Annotated in this window: 28 protein-coding genes; 16 read left to right on the forward strand and 12 right to left on the reverse strand. The window is 52.6% G+C overall.

Annotated features, from left to right (window positions below; translation table 11 throughout):
• Window positions 1–2 precede the first annotated feature (2 nt).
• From RO22_RS14020 to RO22_RS14035, 4 genes are read left to right on the forward strand one after another with little or no spacing between them, the layout of a single operon-like run.
• On the forward strand, window positions 3–899 hold the full coding sequence (locus RO22_RS14020) for an ABC transporter permease (protein WP_009287021.1): 897 nt from the start codon (window positions 3–5) through the stop codon (window positions 897–899).
• Window positions 896–1,684, forward strand: a complete 789-nt coding sequence (locus RO22_RS14025) for an ABC transporter permease (protein WP_041158558.1) — start codon at window positions 896–898, stop codon at window positions 1,682–1,684. The genes RO22_RS14020 and RO22_RS14025 overlap by 4 nt, the downstream gene beginning before the upstream one ends.
• A gap of 48 nt (window positions 1,685–1,732) precedes the next feature.
• Window positions 1,733–2,815, forward strand: a complete 1,083-nt coding sequence (locus tag RO22_RS14030; RefSeq protein WP_041158559.1) for an ABC transporter ATP-binding protein — start codon at window positions 1,733–1,735, stop codon at window positions 2,813–2,815.
• The gene (locus tag RO22_RS14035) at window positions 2,808–3,674 is read left to right on the forward strand and encodes a phosphodiesterase (protein ID WP_052475633.1); all 867 of its coding nucleotides are present in this window, start codon (window positions 2,808–2,810) and stop codon (window positions 3,672–3,674) included. Before RO22_RS14030 ends, RO22_RS14035 begins: the two co-directional genes overlap by 8 nt.
• Here the strand turns inward: RO22_RS14035 and RO22_RS14040 are convergent.
• Complete coding sequence (locus RO22_RS14040) at window positions 3,671–4,534, reverse strand: bifunctional transcriptional activator/DNA repair enzyme AdaA (protein WP_041158560.1); 864 nt, start codon at window positions 4,532–4,534, stop codon at window positions 3,671–3,673. The genes RO22_RS14035 and RO22_RS14040 overlap by 4 nt on opposite strands.
• Before the next feature lie 198 nt (window positions 4,535–4,732).
• Here RO22_RS14040 and RO22_RS14045 point away from each other — a divergent pair, with 198 nt between their 5' ends.
• Together RO22_RS14045 and RO22_RS14050 are read left to right on the forward strand one after the other, a co-directional pair.
• Window positions 4,733–5,653, forward strand: a complete 921-nt coding sequence (locus tag RO22_RS14045) for a glutaminase (RefSeq protein WP_039859115.1) — start codon at window positions 4,733–4,735, stop codon at window positions 5,651–5,653.
• 92 nt (window positions 5,654–5,745) lie between these two features.
• Window positions 5,746–6,351 carry a LysE family translocator gene (locus RO22_RS14050; RefSeq protein WP_041158561.1) on the forward strand — a complete coding sequence of 202 codons (606 nt, stop codon included), beginning with the start codon at window positions 5,746–5,748 and terminating at the stop codon, window positions 6,349–6,351.
• On the opposite strand, the gene RO22_RS14055 is transcribed toward RO22_RS14050, so the two are convergent.
• Window positions 6,337–7,170, reverse strand: a complete 834-nt coding sequence (locus RO22_RS14055) for an AraC family transcriptional regulator (RefSeq protein WP_041158562.1) — start codon at window positions 7,168–7,170, stop codon at window positions 6,337–6,339. The genes RO22_RS14050 and RO22_RS14055 overlap by 15 nt on opposite strands.
• 142 nt (window positions 7,171–7,312) lie before the next feature.
• Here RO22_RS14055 and RO22_RS14060 point away from each other — a divergent pair, with 142 nt between their 5' ends.
• Window positions 7,313–8,131 carry a DUF1206 domain-containing protein gene (locus RO22_RS14060; protein WP_041158563.1) on the forward strand — a complete coding sequence of 273 codons (819 nt, stop codon included), beginning with the start codon at window positions 7,313–7,315 and terminating at the stop codon, window positions 8,129–8,131.
• A 185-nt stretch (window positions 8,132–8,316) separates the two neighbouring features.
• Here the strand turns inward: RO22_RS14060 and RO22_RS14065 are convergent, their stop codons facing one another.
• From RO22_RS14065 to RO22_RS14080, 4 genes are all read right to left on the reverse strand, one after another.
• Window positions 8,317–8,589 carry an antibiotic biosynthesis monooxygenase family protein gene (locus RO22_RS14065; protein ID WP_052475634.1) on the reverse strand — a complete coding sequence of 91 codons (273 nt, stop codon included), beginning with the start codon at window positions 8,587–8,589 and terminating at the stop codon, window positions 8,317–8,319.
• A 154-nt stretch (window positions 8,590–8,743) separates the two neighbouring features.
• Window positions 8,744–9,532, reverse strand: a complete 789-nt coding sequence (locus RO22_RS14070) for a slipin family protein (RefSeq protein ID WP_009287026.1) — start codon at window positions 9,530–9,532, stop codon at window positions 8,744–8,746.
• Window positions 9,533–9,578: 46 nt separating this feature from the next.
• On the reverse strand, window positions 9,579–10,937 hold the full coding sequence (locus RO22_RS14075) for an NfeD family protein (RefSeq protein WP_041158564.1): 1,359 nt from the start codon (window positions 10,935–10,937) through the stop codon (window positions 9,579–9,581).
• A 206-nt stretch (window positions 10,938–11,143) separates the two neighbouring features.
• Window positions 11,144–11,551, reverse strand: coding sequence for a DUF4019 domain-containing protein (locus RO22_RS14080; RefSeq protein WP_022523117.1), 408 nt, complete (start codon window positions 11,549–11,551; stop codon window positions 11,144–11,146).
• Window positions 11,552–11,752: 201 nt separating this feature from the next.
• Between RO22_RS14080 and RO22_RS14085 the strand changes: the two genes are divergently transcribed.
• Window positions 11,753–12,496 carry a class I SAM-dependent DNA methyltransferase gene (locus RO22_RS14085; RefSeq protein WP_041158565.1) on the forward strand — a complete coding sequence of 248 codons (744 nt, stop codon included), beginning with the start codon at window positions 11,753–11,755 and terminating at the stop codon, window positions 12,494–12,496.
• A 10-nt stretch (window positions 12,497–12,506) separates the two neighbouring features.
• Here the strand turns inward: RO22_RS14085 and RO22_RS14090 are convergent, their stop codons facing one another.
• Together RO22_RS14090 and RO22_RS25340 are read right to left on the reverse strand one after the other, a co-directional pair.
• On the reverse strand, window positions 12,507–13,142 hold the full coding sequence (locus RO22_RS14090; protein WP_009287029.1) for a LysE family translocator: 636 nt from the start codon (window positions 13,140–13,142) through the stop codon (window positions 12,507–12,509).
• The gene (locus RO22_RS25340) at window positions 13,139–13,555 is read right to left on the reverse strand and encodes a GNAT family N-acetyltransferase (protein WP_081742542.1); all 417 of its coding nucleotides are present in this window, start codon (window positions 13,553–13,555) and stop codon (window positions 13,139–13,141) included. Before RO22_RS25340 ends, RO22_RS14090 begins: the two co-directional genes overlap by 4 nt.
• A 100-nt stretch (window positions 13,556–13,655) precedes the next feature.
• On the opposite strand from RO22_RS25340, the gene RO22_RS14100 reads away from it, so the two are divergent.
• From RO22_RS14100 to RO22_RS14125, 7 genes are all read left to right on the forward strand, one after another.
• Complete coding sequence (locus RO22_RS14100; RefSeq protein ID WP_022523113.1) at window positions 13,656–14,252, forward strand: GNAT family N-acetyltransferase; 597 nt, start codon at window positions 13,656–13,658, stop codon at window positions 14,250–14,252.
• A 200-nt stretch (window positions 14,253–14,452) separates the two neighbouring features.
• Window positions 14,453–15,019 (forward strand): isochorismatase family protein, encoded by a 567-nt coding sequence (locus tag RO22_RS14105; protein WP_041158566.1) that lies wholly within the window; start codon window positions 14,453–14,455, stop codon window positions 15,017–15,019.
• Window positions 15,012–15,860, forward strand: a complete 849-nt coding sequence (locus tag RO22_RS14110; protein WP_235270511.1) for a GlxA family transcriptional regulator — start codon at window positions 15,012–15,014, stop codon at window positions 15,858–15,860. Before RO22_RS14105 ends, RO22_RS14110 begins: the two co-directional genes overlap by 8 nt.
• A 12-nt stretch (window positions 15,861–15,872) precedes the next feature.
• Window positions 15,873–16,019, forward strand: coding sequence for a helix-turn-helix domain-containing protein (locus tag RO22_RS25045; RefSeq protein ID WP_235270512.1), 147 nt, complete (start codon window positions 15,873–15,875; stop codon window positions 16,017–16,019).
• A gap of 45 nt (window positions 16,020–16,064) precedes the next feature.
• Window positions 16,065–16,868, forward strand: coding sequence for a helix-turn-helix transcriptional regulator (locus RO22_RS14115; protein WP_022523109.1), 804 nt, complete (start codon window positions 16,065–16,067; stop codon window positions 16,866–16,868).
• A gap of 52 nt (window positions 16,869–16,920) precedes the next feature.
• Window positions 16,921–17,376, forward strand: a complete 456-nt coding sequence (locus tag RO22_RS14120) for a carboxymuconolactone decarboxylase family protein (protein WP_009287032.1) — start codon at window positions 16,921–16,923, stop codon at window positions 17,374–17,376.
• A gap of 45 nt (window positions 17,377–17,421) precedes the next feature.
• Window positions 17,422–17,628, forward strand: coding sequence for a YrhK family protein (locus RO22_RS14125; protein ID WP_022523108.1), 207 nt, complete (start codon window positions 17,422–17,424; stop codon window positions 17,626–17,628).
• A 50-nt stretch (window positions 17,629–17,678) separates the two neighbouring features.
• Here RO22_RS14125 and RO22_RS14130 read toward each other — a convergent pair whose 3' ends face one another.
• Window positions 17,679–17,960: a putative quinol monooxygenase gene (locus RO22_RS14130; protein ID WP_027957577.1), complete on the reverse strand. Its 282-nt coding sequence runs from the start codon at window positions 17,958–17,960 to the stop codon at window positions 17,679–17,681.
• A gap of 142 nt (window positions 17,961–18,102) precedes the next feature.
• On the opposite strand from RO22_RS14130, the gene RO22_RS14135 reads away from it, so the two are divergent.
• The gene (locus tag RO22_RS14135; RefSeq protein WP_027957578.1) at window positions 18,103–18,339 is read left to right on the forward strand and encodes an addiction module protein; all 237 of its coding nucleotides are present in this window, start codon (window positions 18,103–18,105) and stop codon (window positions 18,337–18,339) included.
• Between the two features lie 368 nt (window positions 18,340–18,707).
• On the opposite strand, the gene RO22_RS14140 is transcribed toward RO22_RS14135, so the two are convergent.
• The 3 genes from RO22_RS14140 to RO22_RS14150 form a co-directional block, all read right to left on the reverse strand.
• Window positions 18,708–19,214, reverse strand: a complete 507-nt coding sequence (locus RO22_RS14140) for a GNAT family N-acetyltransferase (RefSeq protein WP_041158567.1) — start codon at window positions 19,212–19,214, stop codon at window positions 18,708–18,710.
• 141 nt (window positions 19,215–19,355) lie between these two features.
• A complete protein-coding gene (locus tag RO22_RS14145; protein WP_041158568.1) occupies window positions 19,356–19,847 on the reverse strand; it encodes a RidA family protein in 492 nt (163 codons plus the stop codon).
• 60 nt (window positions 19,848–19,907) lie between these two features.
• On the reverse strand, window positions 19,908–20,354 hold the full coding sequence (locus tag RO22_RS14150; RefSeq protein WP_027957582.1) for a hypothetical protein: 447 nt from the start codon (window positions 20,352–20,354) through the stop codon (window positions 19,908–19,910).
• Window positions 20,355–20,387 lie beyond the last annotated feature (33 nt).

A 20,387-nucleotide genomic window follows, 5' to 3' on the forward strand; every position in this document is an offset into this window, starting at 1 on the left:
TCATGACAGCGGCATCCAAGCAGCCCTCCGGGGCTGCTTCTTACCTAAGTCGACCATCGACGATGGTAGGCCCAGCCCGGCGTAAACGCTTTATCGCGTTGTTCGCCTTACTGCCTGCCCTGGTGATTTTCTGCGCCTTTTGGCTACTGCCTTTTTCGCGTCTGATCATGATGGGCGCCGAGGCTGATCCAAGCAGCGGTATTAGCGCTTACCTGACCATACTTACCCATCGTCAGTACTTAATCAGCCTGGCGACCACCGTTGGTCTCTCGCTGGTAGTGTCGCTGGTAGCGGTTGCCATTGCGGGCGTTGCCGGATTTTTTCTCGCCCGTCAGCGTTTTTTTGGCAAGTCCATACTAGTGGCGATCCTCACCTTTCCGCTGGCTTTTCCAGGCGTGGTGGTGGGCTTTTTGGTCATCATGCTGGGGGGACGCCAAGGCGCCTTGGCGCAGACCAGCCTGTGGCTGTTTGGCGAGCGTTGGATGTTCGCTTACTCACTGGCCGGGCTATTTATTGGTTACCTCTACTTCTCCATTCCTCGTGTTATTACCACGGTGATGGCTGCCTGCGACAACCTGGATAGAAGTCTTGAAGAGGCAGCTCGCTCGTTAGGTGCTAACACCTGGCAGGTCACCAAAGACGTTATCGTGCCCGGCATTGCACCCGCGCTGCTCTCAACTGGAGCCATCTGCTTTGCTACCAGTATGGGCGCCTTTGGTACGGCGTTTACCCTGGGCACACGCTTAAGCATTCTGCCACTCAATATCTACGGCGAATTCACCAACTACGCTAACTTCGCCATGGCGGCGGCGCTTTCAGTGGTATTGGGCGTGATCACCTGGATGGCATTGAGCCTTGCCCGCAGGCTGGCAGGCGGCAACTTGGGAGCCTCCGTATGAAATCGCGTCTACGCTTTACGCTGCAATTGGGCTTCACCCTGCTGGTGTGCTTATTTATGATCGTGCCCGTCGCGATGTCGGTCATGGCGGGGCTCACCGAGAACTACTTTGTGGGTCTTGAGAGTGGTCTGACCCTGCGCTGGGTAAATGAGGTGTGGCAGCTCTACGCCGATACCATCTGGCTCTCCATTAAACTGGCGCTGGCCTGCTTACTGATCACTATCTTGATTGGCGTACCCGCCGCCTATGGCCTGCTGCGCAGCCGTCGCCGCTGGGCCAACGCGATTGAAGAACTCCTGCTGCTGCCGGTTGCCGTACCTGGGCTGGCCACCGCGCTTGCCCTACTGCTCGCCTATGGCAGCTACCGTGAATTCCGCGGCAGTTGGCTATTTATTCTGGTTGGCCATGTGCTGTTTACCCTGCCCTTTATGGTGCGCGCGGTGCTCTCTGTGATGCAAACCGCCAAGCTTCCCCAACTGGAAGAAGCCGCCGCCAGCTTAGGTGCCAGCTTTAGGCAACGCTTTTTCGGGGTGGTCATCCCCAACTGTATGAGCGGCATTTTGGCAGGAGCGCTGATGGTGGTCACCCTATCGATCGGTGAATTCAACATTACCTGGATGCTGCATACCCCCTTGACCAAAACGCTACCGGTCGGTTTAGCCGACAGCTACGCCTCGATGCGACTGGAAATTGGCTCAGCCTACACGCTGATATTTCTGGTGATGGTGGTGCCCTTGCTGGTGGCGATTCAGTGGGCGGGACGACTCACCGAGCAGCGTCGCTAAGCGCCTTGCGCTTTCAAAACATTCGATTGCTTTATTTGAGAATCCGTTATGAGTTCATCTGTCAGCATTACGCTACACCAATGCAGCCGCACCTTCGCAGGCGGCAACACAGCGCTCCAGCCGCTTGATTTGCAGGTTAATGCGGGCGAAACCCTCGTACTGTTGGGCCCTTCCGGCTGCGGTAAAACCACCACCCTGCGCATTATTAGCGGCCTGGAAAGCCCCGACAAAGGCGGGCAAGTACTGTTTGGCGAGCGTGATGTCACCGCTCTGCCGATTGAGCAGCGCGACGTGGGAATGGTGTTTCAAAACTACGCGCTATTTCCCAATATGAGCGTTGCCGACAATATTGCCTACGGCTTAAAAATACAGCGTTTGCCACGTGCCGAGATCGCCCATCGGCTTGACGAAGTCATGCATATGGTCGACTTACAAGGCTTTGGTGACCGGCGCATCGACGCCCTCTCCGGTGGCCAAAAACAGCGTGTGGCTCTTGCCCGCGCAATTGCCGTTCGCCCCAAGGTGCTGCTGTTTGATGAGCCGTTAGCAGCTCTAGACGCCAAACTGCGCGACCGCTTACGCATCGAGATTGGCCAGCTTCTACGGGAGCTAGGCACCACGGCGGTCTACGTCACCCACGATCAAGATGAGGCGACGGCCTTGGGTGACCGCATCGCGGTCATGCAAGCCGGACGCATCGCGCAGTTGGGCACCCCCCAAGAGATTTATCATCAGCCGGCCAACGCCTTTGTGGCCGATTTTATTGGTGCGGTTAACTGCCTGGAGGTGATCAGCACACGCGCCGATGGAGGATTGGTCGTCCATGGCGGTGAACTCATCGCTGCCCATTTGCAGGGAGTATCCACTGTCTACTGCCGTCCAGAAGACATTCAGGTGGTTTCCGTTGACCAAGCCGATGTAACAGGCAAGGTGGTGCAGAACATTTTCCTGGGCCAGTCCCAACGCCTGATGGTGGACACCGGCGGCGCTTCACCGCTCCAGATTGAGGCACCCTCCCGCCAGCGCTGGCCAAACGGCACCGCGATCGGTTTGGCACTTCCCTCCAGCGTGCTTTTTCATCCAGATAAGCCCACTGCCCCTGTTAATGCCAAGGAGATGGCCAATGGCTGATCAAGGTTTAAACATTCAGAAAGACCCTCATGCCCAGCAATGCCTTATCGCCCAGATTAGCGATCCGCATATCAAGGCGGGCGGGAAACTCTCTTACCGCCAGGTAGATACCGCCAATGCGCTGCGCCAAGCAATTAGCACGCTCAATCAGCTAGCGCCGCGGCCCGACCTGGTGCTAATTAGCGGTGACTTGGTTGATTTTGGCCACCCTGACGAGTACGCCACCTTTAAGCAGATCCTGGCTGAATTAACGCTGCCCGTGTACTTGATCCCTGGCAATCATGATGACCGCGAGCATCTACGCGCCGCCTTTCCCGAGCACCGTTATCTGTTTCAGCACCGCGACTATTTACACTGGGTCGTGGATGACTATCCGGTACGCATTGTAGGGCTCGACTCATCGGTGCCCGGCAAACCCCATGGCGAGTTAAGCGATGAAAGTCTGCAGTGGTTAGACACCACCCTGGCAGAGCAACCCGAGAAACCAACCTTGGTCATGGTGCATCATCACCCTTTTGTTAGTGGCATCGACCATATGGATCGCCAGCCGCTTAAGCGACCAGATGCGCTAGCCGACGTCATTGGCAAACATGCCCAGGTCGAGCGCGTGCTTTGCGGGCACCTGCACCGTTCAATCCAGGCCCGCTTTGCTAACACTTTGGCGATTAGCTGCCCTGGGGTTTCCCACCAGGTGAGTTTGGATCTCACCCCAGACGGGCCCGCCCACTTTCAGCTAGAGCCCCCTGGTTACCTGCTACACCAGTGGTCGGCAACTAACGGCATGGTGACTCACCAAGGGTTTATCGAGCACTACCCAGGCCCTTTCCCGTTTTTTGATGCGAACGGGCTGATTGATTAAGTCGTTAAACTGGGGGCGAGCGCTGCGCTGTCTGTGTTAGCCAGCGCCAGCTCCCAGGCTTGTACCATCTGCTTTTTCTCTAATCCCCAGCGGTAGCCGCCAAGCGCGCCGCTTTGTTGAATCACCCGGTGGCAGGGGATCCATAGCGCGATGGGATTAGCGCCCACTGCATTGCCCACTGCTCGGGACGATTTAGGTGATCCCAGCGCCTGAGCAATATGGGAATAGCTGGCAAATTGCCCCTCGGGGATCGTTAACAGCGCTCGCCAAACCGCTATTTGGAAGTTGGTGCCAGTGACGTGTAGCGAGACAGCGGTAGCCCCCTCTTCAGGCTCAGTAAACAGCCTTTCCACCGCATAGCGAGTGGACTCAGTGTTATGTTGAAAGGTGCTGCGCGGCCACTCCTTGGCCAACCTTGCCAGTAACTCCTCTGAATTAGTCGTATCGACAAACCCCATTCGGCAGATACCCCGGGGCGTTACCGCGACGAATAGGCGACCTAAAGGTGTTTCGTGAACGCCATAAGCGATCTCCACTCCTTCACCCTGGCGCTTATACTCGCCGGGCGTGACCGCCTCTAACTGAACAAAGTGGTCGTAAAGCCGCGAGCCACCGCTCAGCCCAAGGGTATGGGCGATATCCAGCAAAGAAGTGGACGAATGCATCAACTGCTTACCGCGCTCTAAGGTGAGTGCCTGCAAAAAGCGTTTGGGACTAATCCCCGCATAACGACAAAACAGTCGCTGGAAGTGGAAGGCACTCAAATGAACATGAGCAGCCACCGTTTCCAGATTGGGCTGTTCCGCCGCATGAGCCACCATATAGGCCATGGCTTTTTCGATACGCTCATAGTCATTCATTGTGTTATCTCTCTAGCCATCAGAACTGCTTAGTACCTTTCAGACTAAGCCTTCAAGGGCGAGTTGCCGACCCGAATCTTGCGCACTGGCGGGTGTTCAGACAGTTTATGTTTAAAAGAGACGCTATGTTTAACAGACATTTCCACTAATTTTCGCTAGGGTAATGCCCCGCCTCAATTGACGGTACACGATACGCCCATGCAAGACTTGATCAATGACATTGCAGCAGCCATGGCAAACGCCGAAGAACGCGGTAAGGTCGCAGACTATATTCCCGAGCTTGGCCATGTTGACCCACAGCAGTTTGCCATTTCGCTCGCCACGGTGGATGGCAAAGTGTACTCGGCAGGTTGTGCTACCACGCCCTTCTCGATTCAAAGTATCTCTAAAGTATTTACGCTGACCATTGCACTTGGGCAAGTGGGTGATTCTCTGTGGTCAAAAGTAGGCCGCGAGCCCTCAGGGGATCCCTTCAACTCCATCGTGCAACTAGAGCATGAAAGCGGCAAACCGCGTAACCCGTTTATCAATGCCGGGGCCATTGCGGTAGTCGATGCGATCATGATGGGCCACGAGCCCAAAGAGACACTTGGCGAGATTCTTAGCTTTGTGCGCTATATCGCCGATGACGACAGCATTTACTTCGACCACGCGGTGGCCGCTTCAGAAATGGCCCACCGCGACCGCAACGCCTCACTGGCGCACTTTATGAAAGCCTTTGGCCGCCTACGCCATGATGTCGATAAGGTGCTAGGCACCTATTTTCACCAGTGCGCTATCGCCATGAGCTGTGAGCAGTTGGCCCATGCCGGGCTATTTTTGGCCTCGGATGGTATCAACAAACCCAGTGGCATTCGCGTGGTAGCCCCCCAGCGCGCACGGCGTATCAATTCACTAATGATGATGTGCGGGCACTACGACGCCTCGGGAGAGTTCGCATTTCGCGTCGGCCTGCCTGGCAAAAGTGGCGTGGGCGGTGGCATTCTGGCGATTGCACCCGGCCATGGCTCCATCGCCGTTTGGTCGCCGGGGCTGGATGCCTACGGCAACAGTTTTCTGGGCACCCAGGCGCTCGAAATGTTTGTGCAGCGCACCGGCTGGTCGGTTTTTGGGCATTAGCAGGGCAACGCTTTAAGCAACGACCTCAATTTTGTTCAATACCGCCCACAAGCGCTACTGCATTCTCCTTGCATTATCTGAGGAGAATGACAATGAGCGCTTCACCCCTGCTATCTTTGCTGCTACCCATGTCCGCCTTTGCCCTCGCAGCGTCTATTTCGCCGGGGCCGGTCAACATCGTTTGTTTGAGTAGCGGTACGCACTACCCTATTGCTAAAGGGCTTGTTTTTGTAACCGGCGCCACGCTGGGGTTTATCGCGCTATTTTTAGCCATCGGCGCGGGGCTTTACTCCCTGCTGAATGTGCTGCCGCTGCTGGAAGAGTTTTTACGCTGGGCAGGCATTCTGTTTTTACTCTATCTCAGCTATCAACTTTTACAGCACGATGGGCGCTTGCAGGAGAGAGGCGGCGTCAAAGCGCCTGGGTTTATGACAGGTGCCATGATGCAGTGGCTCAACCCCAAGGCGTGGCTGGCGTCTGCCGCTGGCATTGGCGCCTACACCACTGCTAATGAGCCCCATCTGCTATGGCTGTTCGCCGGCCTTTATCTGCCTATTTGCTGGCTATCGCTAGCCAGTTGGGTATATGCAGGCGCTTTTCTGAAACGCTATGTTCATCGTCCTATCATCTTACTGACGATTAACCGCGCACTCGCTATCTGCCTGGCGGCTAGTGCTATTGTCTTACTGGTTGAGTAGCGGGTAGCGGTACTGGTTGGGTGTCGCTGCTACCAGCCGCTTGAACGTCCTTTGAAAGTGGGGCTGGTCATTAAAGCCAGCGTTCAAAGCCGCCTCAACGATAGGTTGCCCTTGTTTTAACGCTTGCTGCCCCAGCTGAATGCGCTGATTAATCAGGTAAGCATGGGGTGTTAGTCCGAAGTGCTGTTTAAAGGCGCGAATCAGGTGCCCAGCACTATAGCCGGACTGCTCACATAGGCGTTCTAGCGATATATCAGCGCTACAATTGGCACGCAAATAGGCCGCGACCTGTTCTAGCGCACTGGGCGCTTGGGGCAATACCGCGGGGGATTCCTGAGCAAGCACTTGCATCATGATGGACAAGTATTCGACTAGCGCCGTTTGCTTATCGCCAATGTCGCGATGTTCATCCAGCAAACAAGCAGCCATATCGCAGTACCCGGCATAAAGCGCTGGCTGGGTAATGACGGCGGTGGCGATATCTTGCCAATACGGCGTATTCAACAGGCCCAATTGGTAACGCAATTCACTCAGCCACTCGGTATCGACGTAGAGCATCATGTACGCCCAGGGCTGGTTCTCGATGGGGTTGCAGGCATGCACCCAGTAGGGGTTCATCATAACGATGTCACCCGCACTAATCTGATGCGTCGCATCGCGATAGCAAAAAGTGCTTTTACCTGCGGTAATGGCCCCCAGCGACCAATGCGTATGGCTGTGCGGCGCATAGCAAACTTGTCGCGCGTCGCTAATCTTGCGCAGCTCCACATAGGGCATACGCGCATCGCGCCAGAAGATAGGTGACGAAATGGTACTCATGCTCTGCTCGCAATAGTTAAAAATAGCGATTCATTACCTACGCTGAACAATAGCACAGCACAAGCACAGTATGGGCCGCTATACTGCTCTATACGCTAGATTGCATAGGAATGCGCAACGCCATATTAGTCAGGAGGACGCCATGGCCAACAGTATGAAAAACCGCAACCACTGGGATGCAATTACCCTTTATGCCCGTATGGGTTATGCCTCCCGCGGCATTGTGTATGTATTAGTGGGTAGCCTAGCAGCGCTGGCAGCATTTGGACAAGGCGGCCAAACAGAAGGCAGTCGTGGCGCCTTAGAACGTTTGCTCACCGCTCCCTTCGGTAAAGTCTTGTTAGCCATTATGGCCATCGGCTTGGTGGGCTACGCTATGTGGCGAATCATCCAGGCGGTTAAAGACACTGACCATCACGGCAACGGCGCCAAGGGGCTGGCAATTCGTGCGGGCTTATTGGCGAGCGCCATTACCCACACGTTGTTGTCTTTTTTTGCCGCCACGCTCATCTTTCAATTTGCGGGCTCTTCAGGTGATTCTGGTGGCGGTTCGCAAGGTATCGCGGGCTGGCTGATGCAGCAGCCTTTCGGGCGCTGGCTGGTAGGTGGGGTTGGCCTCATCATGATTGGCGTAGGCATTGCCCACGCGCTTAAAGGCTACCAGGCAAAATTCGACAAACACTTCGCTATGCCACCACAAACGCAACAATGGGCCTACCCTATTTGCCGTTTCGGCTTAGTGATTCGTGGTGCTGTGTTTGTGATCGTGGGTAGCTTTTTTATCATCGCCGCTTATCAAATCAATCCCAATCAAGCAGGCGGTATGAGCGAGGTGTTTAGCACCCTGCGAAGCCAGCCCTTCGGTCAGTGGTTGCTTGGTTTTGTCGCGCTGGGACTTTTTGCGTTTGGCCTTTACAGCCTATTAGCGGCTGTCTATCGCCGCATTAATCCCGAAGTGTAAGACCTGCATGGCCATAACATCCAAATGCACTAAGTAGTGGTTTGAGCGCATTAACCGCTCGAAGAATATGCTGTGTCTACTCGCCACCCTCTCCTTTCTGGAGACTATTCTTCTGTCCATTCCTATTGAACTGGTATTGACACCCCTGTTGCTGGTGGTGTAAGCCGTGAATCGGTGGCAACCAGCTAAATACCGTAATCTCGCTCGACTTTGGCGATACGGGTTTTGAAGTGCTGGTACCACTGCTGATGGCCTAGCCGCTGAGCTTCTTGATGCTCAGCATGGGCTTTCCACGCTTTAATAGATGCCAAATCGGCCCAGTAAGAAACTGTTACACCCACCTCATTACGGGCAGACTCCACCCCTAAAAACCCCGGCTGCTGTGCTGCAAGCTCAACCATTCTTGCGGCCATTGCGTCATAGCCGTTATCGACCTCGGTGCGTAGTGAAGTGAAAATAACGGCGTAGTAAGGCGGTTCGGGGGTAGTGGCATCACCGGGATTCTTGGATCAGGGGCTTCGAAGCATATCCCATGAAACAAAAAATGTATTCAGGGAGCCCACTGCCAGTTGCTGCCAAACCGTACCACAGGCAGTGGGAAGAGCTGTGAGCCTAGGCGTCATCCTGCGCCTTACCAGGCGTCGCTGCCGTATGCTTGGCTTTCATATCCTTGAACGCTTCCATGATGTCCATGGGCAGCGGGAAAACGATTGTCGAGGCATTCTTGTTGCTCATGTCGCTCATGGTTTGCAGGTAGCGCAGTTGCAGCGCAGCAGAGTTTTCCTGCATGACATTGGCCGCCTCGACCAGTTTCTTGGATGCTTGCAGTTCCCCTTCGGCGTGAATCACCTTAGCGCGACGCTCACGCTCCGCCTCTGCCTGGCGCGCAATGGCGCGAATCATGCTCTCATCCAAATCTACATGCTTAATTTCAACATTGGCGACCTTGATACCCCACGCTTCGGTTTGGGTATCGATGATTTCCTGGATATCGTCGTTGAGCTTATCGCGCTCGGAAAGCATCTCATCCAGATCATGCTTACCCAGCACGGAGCGCAAAGTGGTCTGTGCTAGTTGACTGGTCGCCTGGGTAAAATTCTCGACTTGAATGATCGCCTTTTCTGGATCGACGACGCGGAAATAAAGCACCGCATTAACTTTAACGGTGACGTTATCCTGAGAGATTACGTCCTGTTCCGGCACATCCATGGTAATGACGCGCAGATCCACCACCTCCATCTTCTGAATGGCGGGGATCACAATGACTAGCCCAGGCCCTTTCACTATCTGATAACGCCCCAGAAAGAACACTACGCCGCGTTTATATTCTGGCAGTATGCGAATAGAGGCGGCGATCAACATCACCACCAGCACGACAGGAACTAAATACGAAATAATCATTGGACACCTCGTTTAGCTGTGGGTCGGTTATGTCAGAAAGTGGGCACTAGCGGGGCGTCACATATACCGTTAAGCCATCAAGGCGCACCACCACAAGCTTTTCACCTCGTTTGACTGGCACATCGCTCACTGCGTTCCAGCGCTCGCCATGCAGCCTTACATGGCCGCTGGTCTCAAAATCATCCAGTGCAACCGCATCTGCGCCGATTAACTGCTCCGCGCCAGTGTGTGCCGGACGACGGCGCAGCGTTGCAAAGCGTGTTAACGTCCATAGCATTAGCCCCCCGGACACCAATGCCACACCACCGATTAGTGGTAGCGAAATGGCAAGATGCTCCGCGTCCATCAGCATTACCGAACCAAGTACAAAGGCAATGATGCCGCCAACCCCCAGCACGCCGAAGCTAGGCATAAATGCCTCACCCACCATCAACGCCAGCCCGACCACCATCAGCGCAAGCCCGGCGTAGTTAATCGGCAGCACCTGAAACGCAAACAGGGCGAGCAGCAAGCAAATCAAGCCAATGGTGCCGGGGAACAGGCTGCCGGGATTGGCCAGCTCGAAAACCAGCCCGTAAAAGCCGATGACCATCAAGAAGAAGGCTATGTTGGGATTAGTGATCAGCGATAGCACCTGGGTGCGCCAATCAGGGTCGAAGCGTTCAATGGTGAGGCCTGCGGTCTCAAGCGTAGCATCGCCACTTTCCATGACCACGCTCATGCCGTCAATCTGCTCAAGGAGATCGTCAAGATCGCGCGCCACCACATTGATGACGTTCTGCTCCAGCGCCTCGCTGGCAGTGAAATTGACCGCATTGCGCACGGCCTCTTCAGCCCAATCGGCATTGCGATCATGGCGTTCCGCTAGGCTGCGGATAAAGCTCACCGCATCTTCCATCACCTTGCGTTCCATGGCGCTGCCCTCGCCATCCGACTCCTCAGCCGAATTATCTTCTTCGTCTTCATCGCTGCCGAGCAGCCCACCGCCCATCTGTACCGGCGTGGCCGAGCCGAGATGCGTCGAGGGGGCCATGGCAGCCACGTGGCTACCGTAAAGTAGATAGGTGCCCGCGCTTGCCGCTCGCGCACCACTGGGGAAAACGTACATCACCACGGGAATGTCAGCGTTGAGCATCTCGCGAATCATGTCGCGGGTGGTGTCGACCAACCCGCCGGGGGTATCGAGCTCGACGATCACCACCTCACTGCCCTGCTCGCGGGCTTTATCCAGCCCACGCTCAAAGTAGTCCTTGGTAGCCGGGCCGATGGCGCCTTCAATATTAAGCACCAGAACGCTTGGTGAAGCGCTTTGTGCCATGGCCTGCCATGTAAACGACATAGTAGCCATTAGCAAACTGGCAACCATCAACCAGAGCCAGTGCGGTTTGAGAGAAAGGGTTTGCATACCCACTCCTCGCATTCAACGCCTTGAACATTCCCGTCTGAATCTGCAGCCTATCCATAGCAACATACACAAGGCTATCTACTCAACGTAGCAGCCAAATTGAGCTTCGTCATGAACAACGTGATGGCAGGATTCGAGGGGAAAAGGAGCCTGAACCAAGGCAATGCTGCAAACCAGAGGTGGTTGCAGTATTTTTGAGGAGTCGGTTAGTTCAAGTAATAACCACTAACTTTCCACGTGCCCTCTTCCAAGTGAGGAGTGATGGTTTCCGTAATCTGCGATGATCTGTTTTCAAAACGTGTTTGGAACGTCAAAACCGCGTAGTCATCTCTTGGAGCCCCAGGCATAGAGGTTTCGCGGACAACGCTTACTCGCCGACGCGACTGAACCGCACCAAAGTCACGACGCGCTGCACCAATCGTCCGTTCTAACATGTGCGGTGAAAGCGGCTTTTTTAGTAGTGAAGATGACGATTCCCATGCCTGCTCATACTGACCGCTATCGATGGCTTCTAGCCACGCCAACGCCGCCGCCTCTGCCGCACTCGAGTTTGCCTGCGCTTGGTTAGACAGAATGAGAAGCAAGGTGATGATAAAGATCAGCATTTTCGGCATAACGGGCACTCTCGGCATTTAGCAACGACCAGAGAAATCTCGATGGTCTTAGGTATATATCGGTCATCGTCAGAGTTTCTTTAGGGCTGCAAGATGTATTTGCGTAATCGTTAAACTCCAAGCTGTGCCTGCTTCTCAAACCCTACTCGCTCGTTTACTATGCGCCACCCACCCTATTTCAGTTGCCACTATTAGGTCACTATGTCCGTCAATGCCCTCTATACCGACCTTTCTGGCTACTACGATTTGATGTGCGTGGATATCGACTATCAAGCGCAAAGCCACGCCATTCGCAGGCTGCATCAGATTTTCGGTAACGGCGGAACGACACACCTAGATTTAGCCTGTGGCACCGGCCCACACGTGCGCCATTTTATTGATTTTGGATACGCCAGCAGCGGGCTTGATATTAATCAACCCATGCTGGATATTGCCGCCACGCGTTGTTCAGAAGCACACTTCACGTTGCAAGATATGAGTGACTTCAAGGCCAACGAGCCTCAAGACTTAATCACCTGCTTTTTATACTCAATCCACTACAACGATGGGATTGAAAAGCTAAAAGCGTGTATATCCAGTACTCATTGTGCCCTCAAGTCTGGTGGTATTTTCTGTTTTAACGCAGTCGATAAAGACAAAATCGATAACGCTTTATCTGTTAAACACAGCGCCCAACAAGAAAGCGATTTATTCACGTTCCGCTCGGGATGGCACTACAGTGGCCAAGGTGAAAAGCAGTCGCTTAGGCTCAGCATTGAAAAAGCCAACGCTGAAGGAACACAGCTATGGAACGACGAACACCCCATGGTAGCCGTCAGCTTTGCGGAGTTAAGCGCACTCTTAGCGCCTCACTTTGAGGTTCATGTGTTTGAGCACAACTATGAAAAAATCATCCCCTGGGATAACGCCTCTGGAAACGCTATTTTTGTCTGTGTGAAGGTTTAGTCGTCTTCGACTAGCGGTTCTCCACTTTCTCAAGAAATATCACTGATAACCCCGCTGCAATGAACATTGCTCCAGCGCCCATATTCAGGCCTTGAATTACGCGCGGACGACTCTCCAACCAGCGCGCAAACATAGATGAAAAGAGACCCAGCACGGCGAATATAGCGAATGCCATAAAAGCAAACCAAGCACCTAGCAATAGCGTTTGCAACGCAATCGATCCCTGCGCCGGCGATACAAATTGAGGAATAAATGCCAAGATAAATAGCGCGGGCTTCGGATTAAGCACGTTGGTTAGAAACCCAGTGGTTAAAACCACGCGGTAAGACAAACGACGATGCGATGAAAATGCAATCAAGTCTCTGGAACGTAATGCTTTAATACCTAACCAAATCAAATACCCGGCCCCAATCAATTTAACGGCGCTAAAGGCAACGGCAGAGGTCTGGATAAGAGCCGCCAAACCAAGAAAAGCGACAACCACATGCACCATCAGCCCCATTCCAGCTCCTACGCTGGAGACACAAGCCGCTAGACGCCCCTGGCTAAGTCCACGACTAACGGCGAGTATATTATCAGGCCCCGGCACTAGAATTATTAAAACGCATGCGGCAGTGAAAGCCATCCATGTTTCGATTGGTATCATGTCTCTCTCCTATCCCAAAACTTACGCTTACCCGTATTAATGGCAAAACCGTGCGTGCGCATCGGATGGGGCGTTATGCATTGAACCCTACCTGATACCTCTGCTTGCTTGGGCTGAATCCTGAAGACTCGTAGAACCTGTGTCGCGGGGTCTTTAGACCTCGTCATAAGCGCCGCTTTATAACAGCCAGCTTGCTGGGCAAAGTCTATAGCACACCTAAGATTGGCCTTACCGATACGTTGCTTGCGGTGATCCTTGGAAACAATCACATTTTCAATGATTGCATGCGGTCGACCAGACCAATTCAAATTAGCACACATATTTACGGTACAGGTACCCATCATGCCATTATCAGTGAAGGTACTAACGATGCATCCCCCCTTTATGATATTGAACCAAAGACCCGCGGCAATTCCTCATCCACTACTGAAGTTGCCTCATCCCTGCAAATAAAAATTAATTCACTGCGTCTGTGACCAATGGTCATTTCTCTTTGAATCTAGGAGCCAGTATATGAACGTTCTGATTCAGAAAGGCTTTAACCTTGAGAAGGCTGGGCCTGTCGCTAAGCTATATGAAGAAGCTTTCGGCGCTAAATTCGCGAGCGCAATACCTGACAAGGCTAAGCGCATTCAATTACTCTCCGACTGTTTTGTCCCTGAATTTTCCTTTACTGCCATCTTTGAAGATGAGGTCATTGGGCTAGCAGGGTTTCAGCAGCCCAATGGTTCGCTAACGAGCGGAATCGGGATGAAACAGCTGATAGGCAAGCTTGGAACATTGAAAGGGCTCTGGGCATGTCTGGTGTTCAGCTTATTCGAGCGCAAGCCAAAATCTCAAGAATTGGTGATGGATGGGATTGCTGTCGATAGCCGATTCCGAGGGCGAGGCATAGGTTCCAGACTCTTGGATAGCATTATTGCACATGCCGTGGATAATGGTTTCGAGACGATCCGCTTAGACGTTATCGATAGCAACCCGAGAGCAAGGAGGCTGTACGAGTCCAAGGGATTTATCGCCGTAAACGAAGAGCATTTTCCCTACTTGAAATGGTTAATCGGCTTTTCTGGGTCAACAACCATGGTGTTGAAGGTAGCAAGTTTAACTTAGCAGACAATTCTCGCCCTCTCGAAAGCATATCCCTTCAGAGGTGAGAGCCTAGCGCCTAGATGATTCATAATCGCCATTGTCAGATATTACCCTTCGGCCACACATGGCCGAAATTGCCCCCTTTGTGACCGCTTAACGCATCGTTGGCAGAATGCGTAACAGCTAATCTGTAACCTCACTTCAACACGATGAGATTAGCCATGACCCAGCCTAAAACCGCATTACTATTAATTGATGTTCAAGCCTCGTTCCCTGCCCGCGATTACTGGGTAGAATCACTGGCTCAGGCGTGGCGTCCCAAGCAGCGTGCGGTGCTGAACGCAGCCCAGACCAACGATATACCGGTTGTGCGCATTCTGCATGAGGCACCTGGCAGCCAAGGGGCTTTCGACCCTGACGGTGGCCTTATTCGTCCGCTTGATGACTTTAACGATGAAGTGGCGGTAACCTTTCAGAAACGTGCGCATAACGCGTTCAGCGATACCTCACTAGAAAGCTGGTTACGGGAGCGAGGCATTGAACGGCTGGCGATTAGCGGTATTCGTACCGAGCAATGCTGCGAAACCACCGCACGGGTGGCGTCGGATTTAGGGTTTAGCGTCGACTTTATCAGCGATGCTACCCTAACGTTCCCCATGACACGCCACGGCATCACCTGGTCAGCAGATGATATTAAGGCGCGCACCGAACTGGTACTTGAAGACCGCTTTGCGCGTATTATCAGCACACAAGACATGATCAACGAATGGCAACCCCCCCGTGAGTGAAGAGCAACACAATAGCCAACCGCCATCCACAAGAGCCACCACCTTGCGGGTGGCGGTACTGATGATGCCCGGCCAAGTGCCACTTGATTTGGTTGGCCCACTTCAGGTCTTACAGTGTGCTGACCGGCTTTCGATAGACATTCAGGTGCGCTATCTCGGCCCCAAAGCGGCCATGCAGTGGCTAGGGCCGCTGACCCTTAGCGGCATCGATCCCTTGCCTGAACAGCTTCCTACTCAAGATTTACTGCTTATTCCTGGGCAGTACCGCAATAGCCTTGAGCCATTAGCGCAGCAAGAGTGTGTTGCTTGGCTCAAAGCGAATGCCCACTATGCAGATACGCTGATGACCGTTTGCTCAGGCACGCTATTACTGGCAGACGCGGGCCTGTTAAAGGGAAGACGCTGTACCACCCACCACGCGCTAATCGAGCAGTTACAAGCCAAAGCCCCACAAGCAAAGGTACAAAGTGATTGTATCTTTACCGAGGACGGGCGCTATTTAACCAGCGCGGGGATTTCGACCGGCATTGATACCATGCTGTACTGGCTTACCCGTGCTTGTGGCCATTCACTGGCCTTGGCGGTAGCGCGAGAGATGGTGCTGTATCTTCGTCGCAGTGGTCAGGAGCCTCAATTGGGTGCATGGCTTGAGGGCCGCAATCATGTGGATGAACGGCTGCATCGCGTTCAAGATGCAATATGTGCCGCCCCTTCGCAAACCTGGCGTATCGAGACATTGGCGGCTCAGGCAGCCATGAGCGAGCGTCATTTCCGGCGCCAATTCAAAAGCCTCACCGGCATGCTGGTGGGCGACTACATTATGGGGTTGCGCCTGCAGTGAGCCAAAGCGTTAATGACCGAAACGACATGGACGCTAGCGCGTATCGCCGAAGCATCCGGATTCGGGGATGAGCGGCAGCTAAGGCGCAACTGGGCTCGCCAGGAAAAAGCGCCGCCTAGTGTATGGCGCCGGGCCAGCTCCCAGATGCTACGTGATTGAGTTAATGTGAGCCATCATTAAAAAAACATACCATTGGTTAACGCCATGACCGAGTTCATCTTGCCAAGCAACGCTAACGATCTAAATTTTCGGCATCGCCTGCCTGATAAACGCTTAGCCCCGTGGGTTCAGTGCCTTTGGTCAATGGGGCGCCCAGGGCATCTCACTGAATCAAGAACCGAAAAGTTCTACCCTGATGCCGGTGCTAGCCTCAGCATCAAGCTCACCAGCCCCCACCCCATTATCACGCTCTGTTTCAACAAAACCACGTTGATAGAGACACTCGACACCACCGCACCCTGTCTGGGCATTCGTTTTAAGGCAGCCGGCACCCACTGCTTGCTGGGTTTGCTACCCGAAGCATTCACAGATACACACTACCGCTTGGATAACGAGCTTGAACCATTAGGATTGCAAGGATTAATACCTGTGGTAGAGCGCCTCTACCAGTCGGACTCGCAACAGGGTTTACGCCTGCTGGAAACATGGTTGTTACATCGACTAGAAAGCCAGCCACCCGCCAATAGCCGTATCACTAAGATTGTTCAAGCCATTGGAGCACTTCAGCTTCCGCCCCAACAGTTAGGCGCCACGCTAGGGTTTACTCGACGTACCCTGGAGCGCAAATTAAAACGCGAGGTGGGCGTTACCCCAGGCCAATTAGTGGCCTATGCCCGGCTGAACCGAGCCCGCCATGGACTGCTTGCAACCACGCTGCCCCTAACGGAAATAGCCCTGCAATGCGGCTACTATGACCAAGCTCACTTCACCCATGCCTTCCAATCACTCGCCTATGAAACGCCCGCCGCCTATCGCAAGCGCAAACTGTCGCAAATTTACAAGGCGTAAAAAAACCTCGACGTTAAGCTGAGCTCTCAACTTACTCACCGAGGTCACCCACATGTCTACTCGTATCTCTCAACAGTCTGTATATCGCCTTTGCCCCCGCCTAGCTAAGCACCTGACGGCACTAGGCGACGTTGCCCCAGACTCAACGGTTGATCGCTCGATAATCCACTTGGTCAACCTACGTGTTTCGCAAATTAATCACTGCTGCTTTTGTCAGCACATGCATTCGCAAGAGGCCAGAGACGATGGCGAACACCAGGTTCGCTTAGACGTATTGCCTGCTTGGCGTGAAGCCCCCTGCTTCAGCACACAAGAGCGCGCCGCACTCGCCTGGGCCGAAGCACTAACACTGGTCAGCCAGCAAGCGGTGAGTGACAACGACTATCAAAACGCCCTAGCTGCGTTTGGTGAGCAGGGGCTAATTGACCTCACCGCCATTATTGTCCAAATCAACAGTTGGAATCGGGTATCGGTGGGCTTTCAGTTTGCACCGGACATCAGTATTTAAGCACTGTGAGGCTCTTGAAAGTAATAGTTCAGATAAGGAAATAAAATGAACAGTGAGATAGCGCAGCATCAACAGCTACCCAACCTACTCGGTCTCTTATCAAGCTTATTTTTCTTCTTTGGCAGTCTTTTGTTTCTTCCCGCTTTTGCGAGCTACGCAACCGTAGGCGTATGGTGTTTTGTAATGGGCTCACTGATCATGTTCATTATTTACGTGATGAGTATGAGAGATACTGGTAAGAAGCGCGGCTAATAGAGCACACATACGAAAGTAAGAAACGTCGGTTATAGCCGCTGGGTTAGCTACCCAGCGGATTGCTGACTGTAATGCCTTTCAATATTGGCTGAAACCTTACCCCAGGCGGAGGATTTCACTCTAGCTTGATGTCGCTCAAAAGAGTCTCGGTCAATGAACTCTTCATACACATCAAATCGATAGGGGTTAATAGTGCCTTGAACAACCTCAAAAACGAGGCAGCCGGGCTCAGACAGGGTTAACCGCTTATGGTTGATGAGCTCTGCTTTAACAGCGTTCAGATCCGGCTCGGGGACGATGATAAATCCTTTCAGTATGACCTTTGGCATTGATTTCCTCGGCGCAGAATCTGCCAACTGCGCTAATGATATGGTTCCGCAACAGTCCATAGGCAGGCATGATGGCCTTGTTATCAAGTGTAATTTACTGCATGATTTTGACATTGCCGTTTCCATGAGGCTGGGTAAATAGATGAATACAGCGCAACTTGAAACCATCACGAACGAAGCAATGACCCTATCGGAGAAAGAGCGAGCTAAACTCGCTCATGATTTGGTAGCAAGCCTGGATGGTATGGCTGAAATCAGTGTATCGGAAGCTTGGGACGCGGAGATATGTCGCAGAATCAATGAGATTGAATCTGGCAAAATCAAATCTTTAGATGTCAGTGAAGTCCTTGAGCGTGCCAGAGCTCGGTTAAGGAACTGATTTTGATAGTAAAGGTTAGTCCAGAGGCTTCAGAAGAACTGATGGAAGCCGCAGCTTAGTATGAACTCGAATCACCGGGGCTTGGTGAACAGCTTATTGATACCTTTGAACAAGCTACCACAAAGCTAAGCGCACCAAATCCACCACTGGTTCCTGTAATAGGCGAAGCACGCAAACGTGGCGCAAAGCGCTTCATCCTTCAACAATTCCCGTTTTCCCTTGTGACTGTTTCCAATAACCAAACAATTACCATTGTTGCTTTCGCCCATCACTCGAGAAAGCCGGGCTACTGGCATAATCGGGTTAGCCCATAATGCCACTCATCGCGCACCTATCGCTTTCATTTCATTAGTATGAAGTACGCCCCTCTACTGCTGAGTTAACCGATACTGCCTCACCGGACGGCCATGAAATTCAAGATTATCGAACGCAGAAAAACCGGCTTTCTCTGCGACCTTAAGCGACGCAACATTCTCAGGCTCAATAATAACCACCACCGACGATAGCTGCTTTTGATTAAGTGCATTATGGAGTACCGCTTGCACTGACTCAGACGCCAGCCCCTGCCCCCAGTACCGTTTGGCTAGCCGATAGCCTAGCCCCATCTCCTCAACACCATTGACCTCTTCGGGGCTGATACCACAAAAGCCAACAAGATTTCCAGAATCCTTCTCTACTAAGGCCCACGGCCCGATGCTGTGAGCTGCATAGCTCTCCAAACACCACTCGATAAACTGCCGAGTCGCCGTTTCATCGCAAACGCCTCGAATCGAATATTTCATCACCTCAGGGTCGCTGAGGATATTGGTCAACTCGGGAACATCGTCTAAGGACAACGTTCTTATAACCAGCCTCTCCGTTTCACAAATTTGCACCCTTTCCTCCTTGTTGATGATGCTCTCGGCAAGCGCTAGCTCCGAACCCGATTGATTTCCGGCAGGAGTGTGCCTTTACTGAGCCTAAGCCCTCGGCGTTTGGCAAAAGCTACCAAAAGTGGGGACAGCTCAAGGAAGAGGTTAAGCGTCGCGATGGTGTGGCGAAGAGCCTGAAAACTCAACGATGGCTTCAATTTCCACAGCAAACCCCTTCGGCAATGAGCCAACACCAATGGCAGAGCGTGCATGCTCACCGCGCTCACCAAGAACGGTAACAAACAGGTCGGAACAACCGTTGATGACTTCAGTGTGAGAGGTAAAGTTAGGATCAGCATTGACCATACCAAACACCTTCACGACACGCTGAACCCGATCAAAGTCACCCAGCGCTTCTTTAATGAGCGCAAGGAGATACAGGCCAACCTCTTGAGCGTACATCCGAGCCTGCTCAACAGTGACTTCCTGCCCAACTTTTGGGACAACAACTCCCTCTTCTCGCAACGGAGCCCCCTTACCTGACAGATAGAGCATGTTGTCCGAAATGGCATAGGAACGAAAGCTGCCCCTTGGCGTGGTAACGACGGGCAGTTCCAAGCCCAGCGAACGGATACGCTCTTCCACGGTTGATTTCATTACAGGCTCCACGTATATGCTGTTAAGGTTTTAATGACAACGCGCACTGGTGCTGGTTTATTAAAGATCTAGACGATAAACATTCCACTTCTTGATCTCACTGAAACCAAAACTACTTATAAGATCATACCCAATATTGAACTCTTTAAGAACACGCATCTCAGCTCTACAACAATTCTCAGACTGTGACTCATTTACAGCATGCTGTAGTAAAATACTTTTATTTTCATCGCCATCAAAACCATCGATCAAGTACAGATCCTCAATATAAAGAACGCGGGATCCAACGTAACTCGCAAACTTAAAATTATATATATAGAAGCCAATGGGCTGGTTGTCTTGATAAGCCAATAATCCAAAACAAGCAGGCGTAGAGGCCAAAAAAGCGTCGGCGTAACTTGTTCTATCAGCAGTAAACAGGTGCTTTTGATTTTCAGACTCAGCAAGCTTGACATTCAAGTCATAAAGATCGTTGATATTTTCATCATTTACTCTAGCAAGTTCCATAGCTTCATTTCCTATTAATTTTCAACCAATTTT

The organism is Halomonas sp. KHS3 (assembly GCF_000830495.1).
Lineage (GTDB): Bacteria > Pseudomonadota > Gammaproteobacteria > Pseudomonadales > Halomonadaceae > Vreelandella > Vreelandella titanicae.